Origin of the sequence: Methylomonas sp. 11b (assembly GCF_000515215.1) — a bacterium.
In the GTDB taxonomy this organism is placed as follows: Bacteria; Pseudomonadota; Gammaproteobacteria; order Methylococcales; family Methylomonadaceae; genus Methylomonas.
Window position 1 is genome coordinate 4,125,313 of sequence record NZ_KI911557.1, and the last position, 18,504, is coordinate 4,143,816.

Sequence of the window (18,504 nt, forward strand, 5' to 3'; positions counted from 1 at the left end):
GTCATTCCGCCGCCAAGGCCACAACCGGGTCCAGATGGGCGGCTTTGCGCGCCGGTAAATAACCAAACAGCAAGCCGGTGCCGAAGGCGCAGGAAAAAGCCAGGATCGCCGGCAGCGGCGAAAACAATACCGCCATCTCAAAATACTTCAGGACATACCCGGCCGCAAAGCCCAGCAGCACACCCATTAGGCCGCCTAAAGTGCAGACCACAGCGGCTTCGGTATTAAATTGCAGCAAAATGTCGCGGCGGCGGGCGCCGGTGGCGATGCGGATACCGATTTCCCGTGTACGTTCGGTGACGCTGACCAGCATGATATTCATCACGCCGATGCCGCCGACCAGCAAGGAAATTGCCGCGACGATGCCCAGCATCATCGTGAAGGTATTTTGAGTTTCGGTGGCCGATTCGATGATGGAGGCCATGTTCCGAATCCGAAAATCCTCGGTTTGATGGCGGGCAATCAGTAAGTCGCTGATCGCTTGCTGAGTGGTGTCGATTATGGAGACATCCTTGACCAGCACGGTGATGCCACCCAAATACTTTTGCCCAAACAAGCGGATCAAACCAGTACTGATCGGCACGAACACTGCGTCGTCACGGTCGGTGCCCATGGCATCCGCACCTTTGCTGGACATCACGCCGATTACCTCGAAGGGGATGTTGCCGATCATCACGTAGCGGCCGAGCGGATCTTCGCCGTCTACAAATAACAATTTGCGCACGGTTTCGCCCAGCACCATCACCGGCGCGTAGCGGCGTTGGTCGCGCTCGTCGAAGAAGTCGCCGCTACCCAAGGGCCAGTCGCGCACCTGCGGCATGCTGGAGGCCACGCCCTGCACGCTGGTGGCGTAATCGACATTGCCGTAGCGCAACGTCAAACGGCTGCTGCGTTCCGGTGAGGCCCACAGCACATTGTCCAGCTCGGCGATGGCGTCGGCGTCGGCCGGCATCAACGTGGCAACATCGCCCCCGCCGCGAAAACCGGGTATGCCGGGGCGGATGGATAACACGTTGGTGCCCATCGCCCGCATTTGCTCGAGTACTTTTTCCTGACTGCCTTGGCCGACCGCCAGCATGGTTACTACGGCGGCAACACCAATGACGATGCCCAACAAGGTCAGCGCAGTGCGGAATAGGTTGGCGCGCAGTGAGCGCAGGGCGGTTTTGGCGGCTTCGCCCAATTCGGCCAGCAAGCCGGCGGCACCGATGCCACGATGCACGGGCGGCGCGAGGCGCTGGCCGCTGCGGTTGGCGGGACCGTCGCTGACGATTTTGCCATCGGCGATATGCACGATGCGCTGGGCGTGCGCGGCGACTTTGTCGTCGTGGGTGATCAGTAAAATGGTCCGGCCTTCCGCATGCAAAGCCTTTAACAAGGCCATAACTTCGGTACCGCTTTGGCTGTCCAGCGCACCCGTGGGTTCGTCGGCCAGAATTACCGGCGGATCGTTCATTAAGGCGCGGGCGATGGCGACCCGTTGTTGCTGGCCGCCGGAGAGCTGCATCGGTTTATGTTCGCTACGGTCGGCCAAGCCCAGTTTGGCTAGTAATTGCAAGGCGCGTTGATGACGCTCGGCTTTGCCCAGGCCGGCGTACAGAGCCGGAATTTCGATATTTTCGGCGGCGCTGGCAGTATTCAACAGATTGTAACGCTGGAACACAAAACCGAAGCTTTCCCGGCGCAGCTCGGCCAGTTGATCCGGGTTTAAGTCGGCAACGTCTTGATCCAACACCCGGTAGCTGCCGACGTCGGCCTTATCCAGGCAGCCAATCAGGTTCATTAGAGTCGATTTGCCCGAGCCGGACTGACCGATGATGGCCACAAACTCGCCGGGCCAGATGGTCAACGAGACATCATCCAACGCGCGGACAATGCTGTCGCCGTTGGGGTAAAAACGTTGAATATGTTTAAGTTCCAGCAGGGGGAGGGCGCTCATAGTCTCGGAACTCCGGCGCCGGGATAACCTTGGTCTTTTTTGCGGCTTTTGGATTTATCCTCTTTGCCGGCGGCGATCTGCACGCGGTCGCCAACCACCAGTCCTTCAACCACTTGCGCAAAGCGGCGGGTTCTCAAGCCAATTTGCACGATTTTGTCTTGCGGGCCTTGCTCGGTAAGCACTTTCACTTGGTAAGCGTGGCCGTTGCCTTGATCCTGGTTGCGCTGGCGCGGCCCGAGGGCATTGACCGGCAGCAGCGGCACTTGTTCGGCCTTGCCCAACACAAAGAACATCTGCGTGCTCATGCCGGTCATCAATTGCCGGTCGCGGTTATCGACATCGACCAGTACGTTGTACAGCACCACGTTATTGATCACTTCCGGTGTCGGTAATATTTGCCGCACCGTGCCTTGCCAGCGCCGTTCGCCGGAGCCCAGCGTGGTGAAATAGACCGGCATGTCCGAACGCAAGCGCATCACGTCGGCCTCCGCAACCTGGGCGCGCACCGTCATCGTATCCAGCTTGGCCAGTTGCAGGATGGTGGGGGTGGTTTGATTGGCGTTTAAGGTCTGGCCTTCGCGGGCTTTCTGATCAACCATGGTGCCGTCCATCGAGGCAAAGATTTTGGTAAATCCCAGGTTGGTCTTGTCGCCGTTTAAAGTCGATTGCACTTGTTCGATCTGCGCTTGCAGCGACTCGGCAGTGGCTTTGGCGTTTTTTAAAGTGAACTCGCTGTTCTGAAAGTCCTGGACGCTGATACCTTTGCTTTGCAGCAACTCGCGGTTGCGGTCGTATTGCTGTTGAGCAAACACCACTTGGGCTTGTTGACCAGTCAACTGGGCCTGCAAATTCTTGATGTTGGCCTCGCCAGCGGCGACGCGAGCGGCGTAGATCCGCGGATCGATCTGCGCCAGCAATTGGCCGGTCTGCACGTTGTCACCAATTTTGACGTAAATTTTCTGCAATAGACCGGTCACCTGGGCGCCGACATCCACATATTCCTTAGGCTCGAGTTTGCCTTGGGCGGTGACGTTTTCTTCCAGATCGCCCAGCGTCACTTCTACGGTTTCGGCGTGGTCCTGGTCGGTATTTTTGGGTTGCTTGGCAAGATACCAGCTGCCAACAGCAACGGCTATGGCCAATAAAAACACGACAAGCCAGCGCAGACCCCGGCGGTTTGACGATGAAGCGGTGGATTGAGGCATGTTACTTATTAGTGGCTACTTTAGGATGACGGATCGTTTCCCGACCAGCAGTAGTGGCGATGGCTTCGACAGCGGTATCTGGGGAGTGCGCTGCATCAACCCGTTGCAAATCGGCGGGCGAGCGGCTTTTGAAACTAGCTTGCAGTGTATTATCTGCCACTTTGCTTGGCAAGCCGGCAAACCTCTAGGAAAGGTAAAGCTTGGTAAAGTTTGATTAGCGCCTGTCTACCTAGACGTAGATTGATAGGCAAGATTTAGGGGGATCTCTAAATATATTGCATCATACCGGCCTCCTCCCAGAGGGAGATGGAGAGTCCTTTACTCCTTAGAGGAACTTTTCAAGCAAAAAACGCCAACCGTGCAGCCTCCCGTTCGCCGCCTTCGAAAAAGCGTAAAGCCCATTGGTCTGTGCCGTCCAGAAAGCCGGCCTGCGGATTGAGCTTTTTCTGCTTGGCGGCCCAGGCGGAATAGTCGCGGAAATAGTAATGATCGAACATGCGCATGAATTCGCCCAGATAAACATCGGCGACCGCCGTATCGCCGACGATAAATAACTGGTTTTCATCGTTGTAACGGCAGGAGTTGGTGCTGAAGTTGGCTGAGCCGGTGACGACCAATGGGTTATCCGAGAGCGGGTCTACCAGCAGGATTTTGGTATGTACGTGTACGCCGGAATGATGTTTGGACTCAGCTAACAATCGGCCTTGCCATACTTCCAGGATGGATTTTTCGTTAATGGCGGCGCTGGCCGCGAGTTGGGTGTTGGGGGCGTCGTGTAAGGCTTTGCCCACCACGCTGCGGGTGTTCAACAAACCCAATACATGCGCAGGTGCTTTGACTAGGGCGGCTTCTAGTTCGTCGTGCATCGCAAACGGCGCGGTAAAACAGATCAGGCGTTTGCTCGCCGTTACCCATTCCGCGCATTCGCTGATGGCTTCTGTGGATTTGCGCGGGCTAAGTACCAAATGCGATCCCGCTTCGGTCGTTGCCGGCGGTTGGGTTAAGCTCATCACCAGTTTCCGCGAATCGGCTCCCGGCAAACTGGGGTTTTTCCAGACGGCTTGGTGCCAAGCGAAATATTGTTTGGCGACTGTGGCGTCGCTTATCACGTGGCCGACGTTGGATTGCCCGTAGATTGCGCCATCGGTGAAATTGGTGGAGCCGGTCCACACCGAAATCGGCTGGCCTTTGCCGTTGCTGAGCACCATGAATTTGTTATGCGAGATAGTCAAGCCGGCACCGGTGCGAGCTTTGCAGGCGCTTTTTAAGCCGTATTTTTTGATCTGCGGTAGCGCGTCAAGCGAGGGGCCTTCACCCTTGCCGTCCAGCAATCCGTCGTACAAAATCTCCAGTCTGACTTTGCGCAACTTGGCGCGTTTCAAAGCCTCGAAAAACGCGTCTTTGGCAAATTCGTACAAAAATAAATGTAGGCCCTGTTTGGCTTTGGCAGCGTCGATATAGGCGATTAGGGCTTCCTCCAAGCCGCGCGATAACCAACGGCGGGCGTTTTCATCGACAATTTCGCCGGTCGGCAAATGTGGAAACCTCGATGCAAAAGCCTGGCTGGCAGCGGCGCTGCGATTGAAATGCACGGCATGTCCCTGGTTGCCGACGGCGACCGGGTGTTCGCAACTCACTTGCACTGCCACCGACTCGAAAGTTTTTAATGCGCCCGGTTTTCCGGTCAGGGCGTGAATGGTGTAAGTATACGTACGGCCAGGTTTGGTGGTGTAGTCACCCCAATGAAATTTCTGGATCGGATGGTCGCGGCTGCTGACGCTGTAACCGTCGTCACCGGGCAGGTCGAAGCGCTTCAAACCGCGCAGCCAAGTCACTTCGCCGTTTTCATGATCCTTGCGGCGGATGCCGAAACCGAGCAAACCGCTGCAATACGCTTTCGGGCAGGTAAATGCCAACAGCACCACGTAAGTGCCGGCGATTGCCCTAACTTGTAAGCCGTTGGGGCTGATTTCGATTTTGCTACGCATGGCCGTCTCCGTTTAGATAGAGTGGATAGCAAGTTTACGTCTTTTAACCTTGCAGTTGCGAGGCTGGCAAACATTAAAAAATAGCGGTAGCGCCAGCGCAGCTATTTAATATTCCGCACCAAAAAATCCTTTTGCCCGCAAGATTTCGCCGCACTTTTCACCACGTCGGCACCGCAACTGGCTGTCGCACCGCTCTTATCCAGACACACGAACATTTCCTTGAAAAACCGTCCACCGCCGCTGCAAAACGGGACGATGGCTTGTTCTTTCAGCCAAGGGTTGGCCTCGGCAAAGGCGCTTTTCAACCCTTCCGCTGTGGTTCGGAAAGGTTTTTGCGGCCGCTGATAGTTAAGCGGGATGGCGACCTTGCTCTTCAGCGCTTGCGATAATTGAAAATAGCCGGTTTGGGTCAATCCGGAGCAGGTGCCGTGTTTTTCCCATTCGTGTTCGAATAGAAATTCGGAGGGATATAGCTCTGGAAACGCTTGGGCCTGGCTAGGTGCATAGGCTTCTTTGGTGCAGAAGCTCGGATAGCCGACGTTGTATTGCGGCCATAGGCCATGCAGCACCAAACCCAATTTCTTGCCGCACTGTTCGCGGTCTTTGGGTTGTTCCTCGCAATAGGTGGGCGACCACGATAAAGCCAGCACATAAGCGTCGAACTTGCCGGGCTTGCCGTTGGCGGACAGGCCGGTCGAGAATGCTGCCAAACACAGCAGTAACCAAGTTTTCATAAATTGCTCCAGGTTTTAGAGGGTAGGGCGAATGAATCCGCCCCTACTTTTTCATCCGGTCAGCATCAGAGCATAAACTGTTGCCAAATCCGTTCTACTTCAGCGCGTAACTCGTGAAAGTCGTCACCGTGCGCGGTGGCGCTGAGGCCTTGTAACACTTGGTGATGGCCATAATCGCGATAGGCGCAATAGGCTCGTTTTAACAGCGCGGCATCGGTTGGCGAGATAAAACCGTGCTGCTGCAAACCTTCCAGCAGGCGGACGTTATCGGTGTAAGTCGCCAGACTCGGCTGCTGCGCGGTTTCTGCTAGCACGCCGAATTGGACGATGAACTCAATGTCGGCGATGCCGCCCTGGCTTTGTTTCAGATCGAATACCGCCGGGTCTTTTGGTGCCAGATTGTCGCGCATTTTTTCGCGCATCTCCCGCACTTGGGTTTTCAGTTCTTCCCGGTCTCTGGGTAAGGCTAAAATCCGGCCGCGAATCGCTTCGTAGCTGTGCTTTAAGTTTTCGTCGCCGGCCACGAACCGGCCGCGCACCAAGGCTTGGTGCTCCCAGGTCCAGGCCTCGTTTTTTAAATACGCTTCGTAATGGTCGATATGCGTGACCAGCAAACCGGAATCGCCGTTGGGTCGCAAGCGCAAGTCGGCTTCGTAGAGGATGCCGGACAGCATTTTGGTATCCAGAATATGCCGGATTTTTTGGCCCAGGCGTAAATAAAACTGGCCGGAATTGATCGGTTTTTCGCCGTTGGTTTGCGCATCGCCGTCGGCGCAGGCGTATAAAAACACCAAATCCAGATCGGAGCCGTAGCCCAGCTCGATTCCGCCGAATTTACCGAAGGCAATGATCGCAAAGTTCTGCGGATTAGGGCCGGTGCCGGGCGGGTGACCGTGCTTGCTGACCAGCATGTGCCAGGCGCATTGCAAGACCTGCTCCAGAATGGCTTCGGCGGTCCAGGTTAAATAGTCGCTGACGATCATCACCGGTATCACGCCCATGATGTCGGCGGCGGCCACCCGCAACACGTTCAAGTGCTTGAACTGGCGTAGCGCAATCATCAGTTGTTCGCTGTCCTGGGTATCGACGCGGGCGAGTTCGCGTTGCAAGTCCTCGCGCAAGGCCTGTTTTTGTAGCGGGTCGTAGAGCGAACGGGTATCCAGCAATTCGTCGAATAGAATCGGATACAGCGACAGATATTCGCAAATCCACGGGCTGGCTGCCGCTAGGTTGATTAATTGATTCAGCGCATCCGGGTTTTCGGCGAGTAAGGCCAGATAGACGTTGCGGCCGGCCACGGCTTCGAATAAATCTAAAATGCGCAGCAAGGTCGCATCGCTATTTTCGCTGTTTGCTACTTGTTCTATCAGTTGCGGCATCAGCCGGTCCAACACCCCGGCACCCTTGCTGGTCATGCGTTTAATCGCGTGCGATTCTTTAAAATCGACCAGGGCTTTTTGGATGCTGAGCGGATCGGTAAAGCCGTAGTCGGCCAGGGCTTCCAGCGCCAATTCGTTGTCGGCGGGGCTGGTCCAGATCAAGCGGGCACTTTGCTGTTTGTTGTCTTGTTCGCTGAGCGAAAACACCTGCTCGAAGATGTCCTGCACCGATGCACGCACCTGATCCAGCTCGGCTTTGAACGCGCCCCAATCCTCAAAGTCCAGCGAATACGACAGAATCCGCTGCACCAGCGGATTTGCCGGCAGGTCGTGAGTTTGTTTGTCCTGGTATTGCTGGATGTGGTTTTCCACGCGCCGCAAAAACCGGTAGGCAAACTTTAAGGTCGCCACATCCTCGACAATCATCAACCCCAGTTCTTCCAACACGGTGAGGACGGTCTGAATTTCACGTTGCTGCAAGGCGACGTCTTGGCCGCCGCGGATCAGTTGAAAGGCCTGGCCGATGAATTCCACTTCGCGGATGCCGCCGGGGCCGAGTTTGACATTGTCGGCGCGGTCACGGCGTTTCAGCTCCTGGGCAATCTGGAATTTTAACGAGCGCAGTTCCTCGAACGCGCCGTAATCCAGATAGCGGCGATAGACAAACGGTTTAATCAGCGCCGCCAGTTGCTTGCCGGTATGGAAATCACCGGCTACTTGGCGGGCCTTGATCATCGCATAGCGTTCCCATTCCCGGGCTTGGGTCAGATAGTATTGCTCCATGCCGTCGAAATTCATGATTAACGGGCCGCTATCGCCGAAGGGCCGCAAGCGCACGTCGGTGCGGAACACAAAACCGTCCACGGTTATCTCGTCCAGCATTTTGACCAGCGACCGGCAGATGCGGGTAAAAAACTCGCCGTAGCTGATTTCTTTTTTCTCGGTCAGTACGCCGTCCTCGGCGTAGGCAAAGATCAGGTCGATGTCGGAGGAGTAATTCAGTTCCCAGGCACCGAGCTTGCCCATCCCCAGCACCACGATATTAAACGGCGTACCGTCGGCCAGCGTCGGCGTGCCCCAGCGCGCGCAAGCCTGGCGGTATAAAAAATCCAGAGCGGTTTGAATGCAGGCCTCTGCCAAGGCGGTTAAATCGGTCAGCGTTTCGTCCAGGTCGGACCAGCCGGCCAGATCGCGCCAAGCGATTCTGATCATCTCCCGGCGGCGGAAAAGGCGCAATTGCTTGGCCAAGGCGGGTTCACCTTCGGCGTAGCCGCTCTGTTGCAATGCGGCGGCATAATCGGCGCTGCGCAAAGGGGCGAACAGATCGGTGGATGTCACCAGGTCCGGAATCAGATCGGGATTGCGCAGCCAGTTTTCGCTGATAAATTGGCTGCAAACACACACTTTTAGCACCGAGGCGGAAAATACCTCGTTGTCGAAAATTTGGCGTTGCTCCTGACTCAGTTTTTCGTCGAGCTGAGAACAAAAGTCGGCGGCCAAGGTCCGCAGTTCATCCGGCAACATTACCGTGTGCTGGGACAGAGAATCGAGAAGTGACATAGGCGGTATCCTGTCGGAAGAACGGAAGCAGCATGATACCTAAACTGCGAACGCTACCCTAGATAGCGACTGAAAAAATATCCCTACAGGATTCGGGTAAACTTAAACTAGGCCATGATGCGGCTGTGAGCCGCATCTTTCAGATTTCAGATTGATCGAATCGGAGCGCAACGCATGAAAACCCTGTATCTATCGGCACTAGTATCGATATTGAGCGCTTGTAGCCAAAATAATCAGTATGCGCATTTGGAGGGCGGACGTAGCCAAACCGGCCAGCCGGCCTTACATGCGGTGCGGGACAATCGCTTGCATGAACTGATGGACAGGATGGACAGCCTGATGCAGGAGCGGTTTATGACCGAGCAGCAATTAGACGTGGAGCGCCGTAAATATTCACGGCAAATCGGCGAAGCAGCGCGGGATTTGGCGGCTAATGTCGAGACGATGATTGCTCAGTTGCCCCGTTTGCAGTTAAACGCGGTCGAGCAGACCACGTTTCTGGCCCTGGCCGGCAAGCTGAGGGAAGAGATGCGCCAATTGCAGCAGCTTGCCGAGCAAAATCATATAGACGCCATTCCGGATAGTCTGCATGAAATCAATACCACCTGTACCTCTTGTCATGCTTTGTTTAGAAAGCTTGGGGGTTAGAAAATGAGCCAATCGCCGCTATTGCCTAAACTATTTTCAATGCTGTTGTGTTGTTGGATGGTTAGCCCTGTGCACGCCGCCGACGAAGACATCAAGACTTTGCTGAAAGCCTTGAGCCAGCAAGTGACTCAGTTACAAAGCCAAGTTGATCGTTCCAACTCGAGGATAGAGCAGTTGGAGCAGGAGTTACAGCATGTCCGCGCCGAGCAAGTTGCCGCCGGCAAGGCATCGGTCAGCAATACGGCTCATGCTGTGGAGGCCTCGGCGCCACCGGTGTTTACCGGCTCCGGAGCAGCCAGCGATAAAGCCAAAGAGAAGGCGGCCGTGACCGTGGGCGATGTCAAAGGCACGTTTAAGATTCCCGGTACTGATACGTCCGTGGGCTTAGGCGGCTTTGTAAAAATGGATACGCTGTTCAACAGTGTCAGTGCCGGCCGGGATCGAATAGGCGACCAACAGTTGGCGATGGCGCAAATTCCAGTCGGAGCCGCTGGCGAGCGCGGCCAAATTGCGTTCCATAGCAAGGAGAGCCGTTTATGGTTTAAATCGTTTACGCCCAATACTTGGGGGGATGTCAATACCTATGTCGAACTGGATTTCTTTGGCGATCCTGCCACCTATACGTATACGCCGCGCTTGCGGCATGCCTATGGTTCTGTTGGGCATTTTCTGGCGGGACAGACCTGGACAACCTATCTGAACGTGTCGGCTTTACCCGATACCTTGGATGTTGGCGGTTCGGCTGGGGCGGTCAGCAGTCTGCGCCAGTCTTTGGTACGCTGGAGCGAGCCGTTTAATTGGCTGGATACGCCGATGGAGTGGCAAGTGGCGCTGGAGGCTCCGCGTAGCCGCTTGTGGGTGGATAGTGCGCTGGAAACCTCATTGAGCAAAAGCGCCAATCCCAATCTGGATGCGGGTTATTACACCACCCCTAATGCGGATCGTTATCCGGATTTGATGGCAAGGCTCAATCTGAATCCGGATTGGGGTAACGTGTCCCTGGCGGCGGTCGGCAGACAGGTCCGCTACACCAACGGCACGACGGGTTATAGGCAAGCCGAGTGGGGCGGCGGCATTAACTTGGCCGGACGGATAAGTACCTTCGGTTTGGATAATATGCGCTTTATGGTGCATTACGGTAAAGGCGACGCGCGCTACGTGTCCACCAATAACACCTTTGCCGACGCGGCGCTCGATCAACATGGCGCTATCGAGCTGGTCGAAGCGTATGGTGGGATGTTGTCTTATCAACATTGGTGGGATAAGCAATGGCGCTCCAATCTGACCTATGGCTTTGCGCAGGCGGATTACCCAACGTATGCCAATACGGTGTTGACCCAGCAGGTGCAGTCCGTGCATGCCAATCTGCTGTGGAGCCCAGTCAGTCAGGCCATGCTGGGCGTGGAATACACCTACGCTACGCGCGAGTTGATCGATGGTCGGGACGGTGTATTACAGCGGGTGCAGTTTTCAGCCAAGTATAGTTTTTGAGCTTGGTTGCAACAAATTCCAATGGGCTGGGCGGAAGCCGATAGGTGTTCCGCCTACAGCTATTAACGTTTGATCTTGAACACTCGGCCCTCGTAACGGACGATAATCCCGTCCTCCACGATTTCCTTCAGTTCCAACTGGTTTTTGATGGTCTGGCCTGGCACGTATTTGACCATGTCGATCATCACGAAGCGCTCGGCAGGGGTTGACGAATAGCTAAATACATTGATCGGCAGACTGGGGAGCGATTGGCGCAGCTCCGGCGGCAAGTCTTGTATTGTGGGCAAATCGTTCTGCACTCGTGCAGTTGGGACTGGTTCCGGTTTTTTGACCGCAGCTTCGCCGGGGGCCGGGTGTGATTGCGGAACCATGCTTGAAAGCGGTTCAGGCTCGGTAATTGGTTTGCTAGTCGGCGTTGGTTGGGCGATGACCGTCGGGAGAGCCTTTACCGACTGCTGCGGCGCAATGGTCGGTTTAACCCTCACGGCCGGCTCGATCGGTTGTTTCGCGTTAGTTGCAAGTTTCTCGGGGGTCGGCGTCGGGTTCCGAGCTTGCTCAATTTTGGGGGCGGGAGAATTCCTAGCCGGTTTCGGACGGCTATCGGCTGGAAGCGGCGGATTTGTTTTCGCCAGCAACGGCGATGGTTTTTCGATGTTGGCGACCGGCGGCGCTTTGTCTGCGGGTTTTTGGGGCGCGATACCCAGAAAATAGGTCAGAATTGCCAAATTCAACAGGACCAGTGAAACGATGACTTTGGTCAGGCTGTGCCGTTCCGGCGTTTGCTCGATAGCGATGCGACTGGTCACCGTGTCGGGCTGCATGGCTTGGCGTTCTCGTTCGGATTTGCGCAATGCATTCAAGATGTAAGACATATCAACAAGCCTAGCGAGTGGTGATTGCCAAATGGGGCGAAGCAGAGGCTCCGCTTTGATTGTCTAGCTGTATCAGGGTGCGGGCGCCGGCTATGCCGTCGGGCGTCAGATGTTGTCGGTGTTGGAAAGCAATCAACTCGGCTTTTAGCGTTTCATCGAACACTTGGGAGGCCATGTCGCCGGCAGGTTTGCCGTTGATTTTACCTAGCTGTTCGCGCAGCCAGAGTACTGCTGCGGACTGCTGCGCCGGTGCGATTTCCGTAACCCCGGGGTGCGGCAGCCGCCACAGTAGCAAATAATTGCCGTCCCAGATGGTCAAAAGCTCCGCCAGCGGGATGTTGACGGTGTCCTTTAAGCGGATGATTGCCGAATCGTCGTCAATGCCTGTCAATAACACATAGCGTTTGGCGCCGGTAGGGTCGGAGAAAGCCAGAATCGCCGGCCGGTTTAAGCTCAGTAGTTCTTGCCAGTTGCCCTTGCCGAATAAGCAACTCAAACCCAGAGCCGCCACCGTCGCACAATCCGCTGCGCGGCCAGGGGGGGAGGATAGATGCCAAGTCTTCAGCGACTCGGCCAATGCTTCGGAAAAGCTGAGGCCGGCATGCTCCAACTGATCGGCAAAGCTGACCGGCTTGGCGGCGGGGATCGGCGGTGCCGGCAGCATGGCTTGTTGGGTAACAACCGGTTTGGCCGGTTCGATAACGGGCATTGCCGGATGCCAAAATTGCAATCCCGCCGCGGCGCCGAACGCCAAAATCGCTGCGGCTGCGCCATACCAGCGTCGTTTTGTTTTTACCGACCCCAGCACTTCCTGCGCCGCCCGCCGAATGATCGCCGGGCTGATTTCCCGCGCGTTGGTGGCGTAAGCGCCCAACAAGGCCCGGTCGCAGAGAATGTTGATCAAGCGGGGTACGCCTTGCGAATAGTGGTAAATCTTGCGGATGGCCGCGGGGTTGAATAGACGATGACTACCCTTGCAGACCCGCAACCGGTGGCGAATATAAGCCCGTGTCTCGTCGAGCGACAGCGGCAACAAATGATAGCGTGCGGTGATGCGCTGATTGAGCTGGCGCAAGTCTTGGCGAAGCAGCAGCGCATTCAGTTCCGGCTGCCCGACCAAAATGATCTGTAACAGCTTGGCTTTGCTGGTTTCCAGATTGGTCAGTAAGCGAATTTGCTCCAAAACGTCCAAGCTAAGGTTCTGCGCTTCGTCGATCAACAAAACCGTTCGCCTGCCTTGCGAATAAGCGGCCAGCAGGTATTGATTGATGGCGTCAATCAGCTGTTTGGCCGCAAAACCGGCATGGTTAATGCCCAATTCGTCGCAGATTGTTGCCAGTAATTCCTGTACCGTTAATTTAGGATTCAAAATTAAGGCAATATCGACGTTGTCCGGCAATTGCTGCAGCAGGCAGTGACACAGCGTGGTCTTACCAGTGCCTACCTCGCCAGTCAAAGCGACAAACCCACCCCCTTGATTAATGCCATAAAGCAAATGCGCCAAGCCTTCCTGATGCCGCTCGCTCATGAACATGAAGTGCGGGTCAGGCGAGATTGAGAAAGGCAATTCGCTGAAATTGAAGTATTGCTGATACAAGGTTCTGGCGCTTCAAGAAAATGGTCGCACGATGCTAATTCAAACTGGGGGAAATTGCACTTAAAAGTCTGTGCCACTCCAAGGGCCCCGATTAGTGCAGCGTAATCGGGGGAATGACTTGTAAAGCTTGGTTTATAGGTGTCGCTAACGCAACGGTTGGTTTTAATGTCGGGTCTCGGCCCGACAGCCGAGTAACTTTTCTTTGTTTGGCCAAAGAAAAGTCACCAAAAGAAAAGCCGCCCGGATGCCGCTTGTTTCCTGCGCTCCGAAGCTTTTGGTGGGGGTTGGCTAAAGGGGCTTCCTGCCCCTTCGCCAACGTGCGGCATCCCTGCCGCACCCCTTCGGGCTATTCCCACCAAAAGCTCCGGTGCTCGGCGCGGCATACGGGGAAACCCCGTCGCGAGCTTAAAGGGCTTTGACGGTTCTTTTGGATTTAGAGGAATGATGGTGTAGCTCCGAATAGCGAAGCGTATTCGGAGGAACGAGGGACATGCGAAACATCGTTTGGACCATTTGCGAGGTAGCATATGCCCCAAGTTATTAAGGCGTTGCCAACATGCGTCCGATTACGCTTCGCTAATCGGACCTACAGAGGGCCACTGAAAATCGGGATGGGTTTCTCCCGTATGCCGCGCCGAGCACCGGAGCTTTTGAGCGGATCAGCCCGTTAGGGGCGCCGCAGGGATGCGGCGCGTTGCCGAAGGGGCAGGAAGCCCCTTTCGGCAACCCCGTTCAAAAGCGAGGAGCGCAGGGAATAAGCGGCATCCGGGTGTCTTTTCTTTTGGATACTTTTCTTTGGAAAAGCAAAGAAAAGTATCTCGGCTGTCGGGCCGACACCCGACATTAAAGCAACCGTCGCGTTAGCGACACAAGACACGAAAGCCTATTAACCGCGTGGGCACAAAAACCGTGCCCACCCTACGTCTGACCCCTAGGGCGCAATAACCAACGGGCATTGCGCCATGTATTGATTCATTCTGCGCATACGTTATCGCTAATGGGCCCTACGGCCCTTATCCCGCATTTCGGCAGAGGTTGGAATTACGCGGTTGTTAGCGTTCAAAGCGCACCGCTTCTACTGAGAGTTCAATGGCAACTGTATTATCGAGAGCTTTACGATTGTAGGAGATATTTTTAATAACTATAGATACCGGACCGCTACATAACTCGCTTAACGAATTTGAGAGCGCCTCTTCTATTTCCCTGGTTGATTTAGACTTTAGCAAATCGACTGGTTTTGACCAACGTTCTGATAACCAAGACAAGGCAAGATTGTCTTCTTCTGTTTGAAACGGTTCGACTTGTTTTTGTTGTTTTTGTGCTTCTATTTCGTGATTTGCAGACTCGATGAACTCCAAGTTCTCTGCAACGAACCTTGTAACCCGCTCATGTTTTTTGTATCTATTCAACGTTCCAAGAATTTCATCTAGTGGCGGATAGTAATTCGCGAGAGCGGCATGCATTGCTTTAGTAACACCTAAATTTTCATCTAGGTACAAGCTTCGCAGAAGCGGAAATGCTTTCTCTTGCAACGGGTGGATTTTTTGCACGTTTATCCTCTCTTTCTACGCTAACAAGTAATTAGATAGCTAACTGCATATCTATCGCGAATCAAATCTGGCTCCAATAACTCTATGTTCTATAGAGTATATTGTCTTCTGTCTCTCGCCCTAGGCCATGTGAAGTGCCGGTTGGATTTCGCCTCGCGAAGAAAAACCAACCACTTACCCCCCAAACAACGGCGACTGCAACACTATCGCCGCCGCAATCAAAACCGCCGCGCTGAGAATAGCCCGCAAGGTGCGGGTGTTGTTACGTTTAAGTTGCTTACGTAGCTCCAGCATATCTTTTTGCTGCTGCTGCAACTGCTGCTCCATGTGCGCAGCGCTTTGCAGGGCTTGGAATATCAGGCCGGGCACTTCCGGAATTTGTTCGCTGATTTCCGGGAATTTGGCGAACAGTTCTTTGATTTTTTTCGCCGGACCGACGCGCTCTTTGAACCAGTTTTCCAGGAACGGTTTGGCGGTTTGCCATAAATCCAGATCAGGATAGAGCTGGCGGCCTAAACCTTCGATGTTCAAAAGAGTTTTTTGCAACAACACCAGTTGCGGCTGTACGACCATGTCGAAGCGGCGAGCAGTCTGGAACAGTCTGAGCAGCAGCAAGCCAAACGAAATGTCTTTTAAGGGCTTCTCGAAAATTGGTTCGCAGACGCTACGAATTGCCGCTTCAAATTCTTCTACGCGGGTGGAAGCCGGCACCCAGCCGGATTCGATGTGCATTTGCGCCACGCGGCGGTAATCGTGGTTGAAAAACGCCAGGAAGTTTTCGGCCAGATAACGCTGGTCGGTGCTGGACAGGCTGCCGACGATGCCGAAATCCACTGCCAGATATTTGTCCGGCAATTGCACGAAAATATTGCCCGGATGCATGTCAGCGTGGAAAAAGTTGTCTCGAAACACTTGGGTGAAGAAAATTTCCACGCCGCGCTCAGCCAGCTTTTTGAAATCGGCGTTGCCTTTGCGCAAGGCCTCGATGTCGCCGACCGGCACGCCGTAGATTCGTTCCATCACCAACACTTTGCGGCGGGTCAGTGGCCAATGGATCTCCGGGATGTAGAGCATCTCGGAATTCTTGAAATTGGCGCGGATGGCGCTGGCGTTGGAGGCTTCCCTTACCAGATCCAGTTCGTCGAGGATGGTCTTTTCGAACTCGGCGACGATTTCCATCGCCCGAAGGCGGCGGGCGTCACTCCAAAAGCGTTCAGCCAGACGCGCCAATTCGTATAGCAAGCCCACATCGGAATGGATTTTGTCTTCGATGTCTGGACGTAAGACTTTAACGATGACTTTTTCGCCAGTGTTCAGCGTCGCGGTATGCACTTGCGCCACCGACGCCGAGGCCAAGGGTTGCGGATCGAATTCGGCAAAGGCTTCTTCTATCGATTGCCCCAGCTGTTGCTCGATGATTTTTCGGGCAGTTTCTGCGGAAAACGGCGGGACTTTATCTTGCAGTTTGACCAGTTCTTCCGCGATGTCTTCAGGTAGCAAGTCCTTGCGAGTCGACAGGGTTTGGCCGAATTTCACGTAGATCGGTCCCAGGTCTTCTAGGGTTTTACGAATACGCGCACCGCGCGGTTCGCGGGCTTTGCTGGTCCAATAATTCGGCGACAAAAACGCGATATAACGGATAGGGCGAAACAAATGGGTTTTTAAAACAATTTCATCCAAGCCATGGAACATCATCACCCAGTTGATATGGATGAGGCGCATCAGAATTTTCGGGCGAATCACGGGCAGGTCCTTGTTATTGAGGCGCAGATGTTGGTTGGGTCAAGGCTTCCAGACGGTCGAGGCGGGCGCTGAGGCGGTCGCAATCACTGCGGCAAGTATCTATGTCTCGAAAGACTAACTCGGCCTCGGATTTGGCGGGTAATTCGCGGGTTTCTTCTTGCAGAAACTCTTCCAGGTTTAAGCGAAAAGTTGTCAGGCTGTGCTGTGTCCAATCGCGGCTGCTGCGAAACAGCTTGGTCAGGCGCTGGGCAAAGGCATCGCCGGTATAGCGGGCGATTTTGCTTTCTAGATTGATGTCCAACTTTTCAAATAGCCGCTGCAGACGGCGCGCCAACTGGGTGTCACCTTCGATGCGCACTTCGCCTTTGAATAAGGACCGCATCGGCGCGGCGCTTAAGCCCATCAAACCCAGTGCCGACAGAGAGCCACTCAGCGTGGCATCTGCGGATCCTGGATAGCTTTCGAGTACCTGGATGCTATTTACCGTGGGGCAGAGATAGAGATTGCTGTCAAATGAAGAAATGTGCAAAGCAATAACTTTACCGGCCATCGGCCTCAGGTATTGCTCCAAGTTGTCATCCAGCGCCAAATAGCGATTCAGCGCGCCTTCCAGTGTGGCAATAAAAAGCGGCTTGAGCATAGTGCTTGTTTAAAACTTATAGCCGCGGTGAACGGCAACAATGCCTTGAGTCATGTTGAAATATTCGCAACGTTCCAGGCCGGCGTTTTCCATCATTTGCTTGAGTTCGTCTTGTTTGGGGTGCATGCGGATCGACTCGGCCAGATAACGGTAGCTGTCTTCGTCTTTAGCCACAATCGCACCGATTTTCGGCAGCAGATTGAACGAGTAAAAGTCGTAGACCTTTTCGGTAATCGGATCGATGGGATGTGAAAATTCCAGCACGATGACGCGGCCGCCCGGTTTCAATACCCGGTACATGGACCGCAAGGCGGCGTCTTTATCGGTGACGTTGCGCAAACCAAAGCCGATGGTCACGCAATCGAAAGTGTTGTCGGCAAACGGTAGGCATTCGGCATTGACTTGGGCGTAGCGGATGTTGCCGCTCAAACCATGATCGATGAGCCGGTCGCGGCCGGTGCGCAGCATCGCCGCGTTGATGTCCGCCAGTACCACTTGGCCGGATTTGCCCACGCGTTTTTCATACAGCTTGGTCAAGTCACCGGTCCCGCCAGCCAAATCCAGCACACTGTCGCCTTCCCGAACGTTGGCCAGTTGCACCGCCACACGTTTCCAGATGCGGTGGATACCCATGGACATCAAGTCGTTCATGACATCGTACTGGCTGGCGACCGAGTCGAACACGCCGCGCACCAGCGCCACTTTTTCCTGTTTGGGAACCTGTTTGAAACCAAAATGGGTGGTATTGTCGTTTGTCATGATGTTCTTTAATTGGTTAGGGGCGAGCGGCGGCTGAGGCCGGCGGCTTTCAATTCTTCCAGATAGTTCGACCACAAAAGGGGGAAATCCGAACCCAGTTTGTAAAGCAAATCCCAGCTATAAATGCCGGTGTCGTGACCGTCGCTGAACACCAGCTTGATCGCGTAATTGCCAACCGGCTGGATGTCGGTGATCATCACGTCTTGCTTGCCGATTTGCAGGGTTTCCTGGCCGGGGCCGTGGCCGACCGCTTCCGCCGATTGAGTAAACACCCGCAGATATTCGCTGGGCAGTTCGTAAATGCTCTCGTCGTCGAAATGGATTTCCAGGATCGCCGAAACCTTGTGCAACTTAATTTCGGTCGGGACGCGATGAGTGGGGGTGATTTTTACACGCATA

At 54.7% G+C, this 18,504-nt stretch carries 15 protein-coding genes; 3 read left to right on the top strand and 12 right to left on the bottom strand.

Features of this window, described 5'->3' with window-relative positions:
* Position 1 precedes the first annotated feature (1 nt).
* The gene (locus METH11B_RS0119850; protein WP_026603515.1) at positions 2-1,939 is read right to left on the bottom strand and encodes a MacB family efflux pump subunit; all 1,938 of its coding nucleotides are present in this window, start codon (positions 1,937-1,939) and stop codon (positions 2-4) included.
* Positions 1,936-3,144, bottom strand: a complete 1,209-nt coding sequence (locus METH11B_RS0119855) for an efflux RND transporter periplasmic adaptor subunit (protein WP_026603516.1) — start codon at positions 3,142-3,144, stop codon at positions 1,936-1,938. The genes METH11B_RS0119850 and METH11B_RS0119855 overlap by 4 nt, the downstream gene beginning before the upstream one ends.
* On the opposite strand from METH11B_RS0119855, the gene METH11B_RS0119860 reads away from it, so the two are divergent.
* Complete coding sequence (locus METH11B_RS0119860; RefSeq protein ID WP_036276238.1) at positions 3,143-3,358, top strand: hypothetical protein; 216 nt, start codon at positions 3,143-3,145, stop codon at positions 3,356-3,358. The two genes, METH11B_RS0119855 and METH11B_RS0119860, sit on opposite strands and share 2 nt — an antisense overlap.
* A gap of 124 nt (positions 3,359-3,482) precedes the next feature.
* Here the strand turns inward: METH11B_RS0119860 and METH11B_RS0119865 are convergent, their stop codons facing one another.
* The 3 genes from METH11B_RS0119865 to glnE form a co-directional block, all read right to left on the bottom strand.
* The gene (locus tag METH11B_RS0119865; RefSeq protein WP_026603518.1) at positions 3,483-5,132 is read right to left on the bottom strand and encodes a phospholipase D-like domain-containing protein; all 1,650 of its coding nucleotides are present in this window, start codon (positions 5,130-5,132) and stop codon (positions 3,483-3,485) included.
* A 101-nt stretch (positions 5,133-5,233) separates the two neighbouring features.
* A complete protein-coding gene (locus METH11B_RS0119870; RefSeq protein WP_026603519.1) occupies positions 5,234-5,866 on the bottom strand; it encodes a ribonuclease T2 family protein in 633 nt (210 codons plus the stop codon).
* A gap of 65 nt (positions 5,867-5,931) precedes the next feature.
* Positions 5,932-8,805, bottom strand: coding sequence for a bifunctional [glutamate--ammonia ligase]-adenylyl-L-tyrosine phosphorylase/[glutamate--ammonia-ligase] adenylyltransferase (gene glnE / locus METH11B_RS0119875; RefSeq protein ID WP_036276241.1), 2,874 nt, complete (start codon positions 8,803-8,805; stop codon positions 5,932-5,934).
* A 174-nt stretch (positions 8,806-8,979) separates the two neighbouring features.
* On the opposite strand from glnE, the gene METH11B_RS0119880 reads away from it, so the two are divergent.
* Together METH11B_RS0119880 and METH11B_RS0119885 are read left to right on the top strand one after the other, a co-directional pair.
* A complete protein-coding gene (locus METH11B_RS0119880; protein ID WP_026603521.1) occupies positions 8,980-9,453 on the top strand; it encodes a cytochrome c in 474 nt (157 codons plus the stop codon).
* A 57-nt stretch (positions 9,454-9,510) separates the two neighbouring features.
* Positions 9,511-10,944 carry a DcaP family trimeric outer membrane transporter gene (locus METH11B_RS0119885; protein ID WP_231499644.1) on the top strand — a complete coding sequence of 478 codons (1,434 nt, stop codon included), beginning with the start codon at positions 9,511-9,513 and terminating at the stop codon, positions 10,942-10,944.
* Positions 10,945-11,006: 62 nt separating this feature from the next.
* Here the strand turns inward: METH11B_RS0119885 and METH11B_RS0119890 are convergent, their stop codons facing one another.
* The 7 genes from METH11B_RS0119890 to METH11B_RS0119920 all read right to left on the bottom strand — a co-directional run bounded on the left by METH11B_RS0119890 (position 11,007) and on the right by METH11B_RS0119920 (position 18,503).
* A complete protein-coding gene (locus METH11B_RS0119890; RefSeq protein WP_026603523.1) occupies positions 11,007-11,816 on the bottom strand; it encodes a general secretion pathway protein GspB in 810 nt (269 codons plus the stop codon).
* Positions 11,817-11,826: 10 nt separating this feature from the next.
* Complete coding sequence (locus METH11B_RS0119895; protein WP_036276244.1) at positions 11,827-13,413, bottom strand: AAA family ATPase; 1,587 nt, start codon at positions 13,411-13,413, stop codon at positions 11,827-11,829.
* 1,052 nt (positions 13,414-14,465) lie between these two features.
* Positions 14,466-14,963: a hypothetical protein gene (locus tag METH11B_RS0119900; RefSeq protein WP_026603525.1), complete on the bottom strand. Its 498-nt coding sequence runs from the start codon at positions 14,961-14,963 to the stop codon at positions 14,466-14,468.
* A 174-nt stretch (positions 14,964-15,137) separates the two neighbouring features.
* Positions 15,138-16,706 (bottom strand): ubiquinone biosynthesis regulatory protein kinase UbiB, encoded by a 1,569-nt coding sequence (gene ubiB, locus METH11B_RS0119905; protein WP_036276246.1) that lies wholly within the window; start codon positions 16,704-16,706, stop codon positions 15,138-15,140.
* A gap of 13 nt (positions 16,707-16,719) precedes the next feature.
* Positions 16,720-17,346, bottom strand: a complete 627-nt coding sequence (locus tag METH11B_RS0119910; protein WP_026603527.1) for a ubiquinone biosynthesis accessory factor UbiJ — start codon at positions 17,344-17,346, stop codon at positions 16,720-16,722.
* 9 nt (positions 17,347-17,355) lie between these two features.
* Positions 17,356-18,105 carry a bifunctional demethylmenaquinone methyltransferase/2-methoxy-6-polyprenyl-1,4-benzoquinol methylase UbiE gene (gene ubiE / locus METH11B_RS0119915; RefSeq protein WP_020483117.1) on the bottom strand — a complete coding sequence of 250 codons (750 nt, stop codon included), beginning with the start codon at positions 18,103-18,105 and terminating at the stop codon, positions 17,356-17,358.
* A gap of 8 nt (positions 18,106-18,113) precedes the next feature.
* On the bottom strand, positions 18,114-18,503 hold the full coding sequence (locus METH11B_RS0119920) for a gamma-butyrobetaine hydroxylase-like domain-containing protein (protein WP_026603528.1): 390 nt from the start codon (positions 18,501-18,503) through the stop codon (positions 18,114-18,116).
* Position 18,504 lies beyond the last annotated feature (1 nt).